This window comes from Microbulbifer magnicolonia, from assembly GCF_035117725.1.
Lineage (GTDB): Bacteria > Pseudomonadota > Gammaproteobacteria > Pseudomonadales > Cellvibrionaceae > Microbulbifer > Microbulbifer magnicolonia.
In genome coordinates this window covers 1-4,227 of sequence record NZ_JAYEFD010000010.1, presented here as the reverse complement: position 1 = coordinate 4,227, position 4,227 = coordinate 1, and the positions used below count along the sequence as shown (strand labels likewise).

The window sequence follows — 4,227 nt, the reverse complement described above, 5'->3', positions numbered from 1 at the left end:
CATCAAGAATGAAAACGCCTCGTCAGTTACTCTCTGGAAATCCTCGAGACTTAGAGTTTGCCATCGCGCCATCTTGCTTTTCCAGTGAAATTATCCGGGCCGTCGCAAAAGCCTAACGCCGCCAACAGGGGCGACCAACGTTGTGCGCCTTTTGCGCAATAATGGGAGCGATAGCGACCGCGCAAAAGGTGCACAGCGTTGGGCGTCCCGCGGAACCCCGAAGGGGTGGAGCAAACTGCTTGGCTTTGTTAACTGCTCTGTATGATGCCATAGAGAATTACAACGGATCCGGCCAAAACACATAATGAGAACAACAATATAAAAAGCCAAGCAATAGGCCTAACTCCATCACTCCAAATCACAGAACCTTCGAAGCTCTTGATGGGGCCATAAACCAGTACAGTTGATAGCAATAGCATTGACCACAATGCAGCCAACATAAGTATCGCTGCGGAAATCGCAGACCATGCGAAGAATGGCAGAAAGATCGCCATCAGAAGAATCCATCTAAATGGATATAACTTGACTCCAAGTCTCGCATAGAGATCAATCAATACCTTCATCACTGGTTCCGCAGTTAACGACCAAGCTCAGCGGCAAAGGCAAGCTGGCGCGGCTCTTGCGAATGCAAGAGGCGTGACAGCTTGACTTTGTCCGTCTGCAGCGCCTTGTTAGGCGGCATACTCACCAGTACGCGCCCCTGCGAACTGCTGAATTGCTTCTGGATCGCTACTGACGTATCGCTGGAGGAGATCAATGAGTTTGTCCTCAGACCTACTGCTGGAGTGCGCTGCGGCCTGACCGGCCAGAAACCCTCCGAGCATTGTGACAACAATCGTCAGGTCATATTCAATGTAAAAAGCAACCACCATCGCGAACAGCATGGCGGCGGCCACAAACCATAGACCGAGCGTCCGGTTTCGGCGGTTCTTGGGTATTCTCGAGATGATCTCAATTTCGCGGTCGCTGAGTTTCACGTTCCACTCCCCCTCTTTTACCGCTCACGTGGTTGAGATGCCGCCTAACGAGGCTGTAGAAAAACTCCGGCCCCTTCCTTCTGATTGTATTTCACCCAGAAAATCGCGTGCCTACGTGAATTCTGGCTCTATTTGGGGTGACGAAAAGCATTTTAGGGCACTCTCCGCACGAAAAATTCACCCATTCAAAAATCGCCCGAGTTTTTCTACAGCCTGAACGCCGCAATCAGACGCGGCTTACTTTGTGTGCTTTTTGCACGAAAATGGGAGCGCAGCGACCGTGCAAAAAGTGCACAAAGTAAGACGTCGGCTGCATTGCATTGTTAGGGCTGGGCCCCCTTGTATGCTAACAAGGCTCGGATTTGCTCGATCTGACGTTGCTCGAACCTACCGTTTTCAGCCTGATCTTTTAGTAGATCTAAGTTGTTTATGTACCCCAAATTGATAGTGACACCACAAAAGTTCACATCGTTGCTCCCATACAAAAATACGATATAACTATTTCCAATAGATATTTCTGGATTTGCCGGATTACTAGATGTAAATAACGTGACGTGATTTTTGTAACGCCCTTTAAATAACTCCGATACTTTCAACTCAAACACTACTTTATCAATTTCTTCAACTAAGTAAGAGTTAATAACCCTTCCCATATAAATTTCAGTTGCAAACTCGATGTGCTTGTTGATTGGTGTATCGATACCTTGTTGCTCACTTCCACATTCCCAAGCTTGAACATTTAATGAAAGTGAAAGTAGGACTGACAATATAACTTTTTTCATGATTGCCCTAAAGCCGCCGGCAGGGGCAGCTTACCTTGTGCGCGTTTTGCGCGAAAATGGGAGCGCAGCGACCCGCGCAAAACGTGCACAAGGTAAGCTGTCCCGCGGAGGGCCGCAGGCCTGGAGCAAACTGCCCGGCCTTGTTAAGTGTTTTGGCACTTGCGTATCACTTAATTGGACGACTCGATTCTTTCCGGCGCCCCGGTGAGCTACAGCGAACGATACTTAGCCCTTTGTTAAACATGGCGTACCTTAAAAAGAATGGCAAGTGATAGTACAACAAAAGACAAAGACCAAATTATAAACAAGTAAAGATTCCAAAAACCTCCGAATACCATCGAAAGAGCAATGTGGAGTCAAATTAGCGTTGAAGCAAAAAGAAGTACTGTTGATAGAGTGAATAATCTATGCGTACTTTTGAACTTTAGAGCACACCAAATAAATACAATGTTGGCGAAAGGAAGCAAAAATATGAGCATGCCAAGTGCGCCTTTTGGTGTACTCGCTGCTTCAATACCAATGCTTCCTATAGCTGCTACCGAAACTAAGCCTGATGTAAGCATCATGAATAAACCACCAAACCACATCCCATTCATTGGGAGAGCTAATGACATCAAGTATAAAAGTATAGAGAGCTTGTACATTTTTTTACTTTGCATGGGTAACTCGGGCACTTAACGCCGCAATCAGCCGCGGCCAAATTTGTGCGCATTTTGCGCAAAAATGGGAGCGTAGCGACCGCGCAAAAGGTGCACAAATTTGGCCGTCGGCTGCATTGCATTGTTAGGCATGTCAACCTGCGGGACCTGATGTAACTGCTTGCCGACAAAAGGACTCCAAGTTGGCACTATATTTTTTATGCTGTCCTTCTTGGCTTTCTAGAGTTCTAAGAGAGCAGATAAGGTAACCACTACCGACCTGAGTGAAGTAATAAGTCACCTTTAGGTTAGCGTTTGAATGAGACATATCAGACAATAAATAACTTACTTCAACAGTTTCTGTAAAAACATACGATTGTTTCTCGCCTAGCATTGTCGATTTAGCCATTTTCTTTAATGCGGACGAAATTTCAACATTTTCTGAGCGATCATCTGAATACTCAAATTCAAATTCTGGATATCCTGGGTATCCTCCGTGATCTTCTTTTGGAAGGTACACTTGTACAGAGCTGTACTTTCCATCACCTATATATGGTTTTGAGTAGTTCCAATTATGAGGAATACGTACGGACAAACTTGAATTAGGAATCTCTATCTCCTGCAGAGAAACTTCTTCTGCCCAAACGTTAGCCGTGAAAAAAAGTGCAAGTATTACGTTCTTTTTCATTGTCTTGCCTAACGCCCACAGCAGGGGCGACTTGCCTTGTGCGCATTTTGCGCGAAAATGGGAGCGCAGCGACCCGCGCAAAATGCGCACAAGGTAAGGCGTCCCGCGGAGGCCCGCAGGGCCGTAGCATCCTGCCTGTGATTGTTATACGGCATTGCAACGGAGCTCCCTAGCCTGGATCAACCGGAGTGTCATGACCACTCGACCCATCACCTTTAGCCCAACCAATTTTTAACTTACGGTGAGACCAGATTGCGCCAATTAACGGAACTAGCCAGACCACCAAATAGAACAAGAATTTCTTTACCCGTGATTTCATCGGGTAGTTATTCAGCTCGATCGTTAGCGCTATGTTCGCAAGCAAACAAATGAACCCAAAAGCACCAAAAACCGCTTTGATTCCTTCTTCACTCATAATTTACTGACGTATAACGCCGAGTTCAGGGGCAGCTTACTATATGCATATTTTTGTGCAAAATGGGAGCGTAGCGACCGCACAAAAAGGTGCATATAGTAAGCTGTCCCCTGGAGCGAATTGTTAGAGAGAACTCCGCTCCATAGTAGGAAGAGGGATTATAGGCCTCAAAGCTTCCCGAAGAGGTTCATACTCTGTTTTTTGATAAACATCCTTCAGGGAATCTCCAGCTCCACGAACCCAAGTATGAACCAACAAATTGATATTTGATTCTGTTGTATTTGGCACGTTCGGAGGAATTAGCTGAGGACATTTTTCATAGTATGTTTCTATAAATAAGGCAAGGTCTATCTGGGCCTGATTTAGTGCTTCTTTAAGCATGAACTCCTCGTCTAATGTCACTGGTGAACTTTCAAAGGACTGGACATCAAACGTGAGTTTATTGAACTTATTGTGCGCATCTTGTTGAGGAACAATGAAGAAAGATTCTGCTCTCGGGTATCCTCCAGCATTTTTATAAGCAGTGGTGATAATTATACCGGGTTGACCCACTCGTTTAATTTCCGCCGCATAAATCTTATATGGCATAAATTTCTCCTTTCATTTCTCTAACGCCCAGCGCAGGCGCAGCCAGCGCGGAGCGCATTTTGTGTTAATGTTTGAGCGCCAGCGAGTAACACAAAAGGTGCGTAGCGTTGGCTGTCGCTCTGCCGCTGTTTGTTAGGCT

6 protein-coding genes are annotated in these 4,227 nt (G+C 45.9%); all 6 read right to left on the bottom strand.

Annotation, left to right across the window (positions count from 1 at the left end; genetic code table 11):
• Positions 1-671: 671 nt before the first annotated feature.
• Entirely contained in the window at positions 672-977 is a 306-nt protein-coding gene (locus RRF64_RS18740; protein WP_323847448.1) for a hypothetical protein, read from the bottom strand.
• Between the two features lie 323 nt (positions 978-1,300).
• A complete protein-coding gene (locus tag RRF64_RS18735; protein ID WP_323847447.1) occupies positions 1,301-1,759 on the bottom strand; it encodes a hypothetical protein in 459 nt (152 codons plus the stop codon).
• A gap of 356 nt (positions 1,760-2,115) precedes the next feature.
• Complete coding sequence (locus RRF64_RS18730) at positions 2,116-2,418, bottom strand: hypothetical protein (protein WP_323847446.1); 303 nt, start codon at positions 2,416-2,418, stop codon at positions 2,116-2,118.
• A gap of 133 nt (positions 2,419-2,551) precedes the next feature.
• Complete coding sequence (locus RRF64_RS18725; RefSeq protein WP_323847445.1) at positions 2,552-3,085, bottom strand: hypothetical protein; 534 nt, start codon at positions 3,083-3,085, stop codon at positions 2,552-2,554.
• A 169-nt stretch (positions 3,086-3,254) separates the two neighbouring features.
• Positions 3,255-3,500 (bottom strand): hypothetical protein, encoded by a 246-nt coding sequence (locus RRF64_RS18720; RefSeq protein ID WP_323847444.1) that lies wholly within the window; start codon positions 3,498-3,500, stop codon positions 3,255-3,257.
• A gap of 123 nt (positions 3,501-3,623) precedes the next feature.
• Positions 3,624-4,088 (bottom strand): hypothetical protein, encoded by a 465-nt coding sequence (locus tag RRF64_RS18715; protein ID WP_323847443.1) that lies wholly within the window; start codon positions 4,086-4,088, stop codon positions 3,624-3,626.
• Between the last annotated feature and the right edge of the window lie 139 nt (positions 4,089-4,227).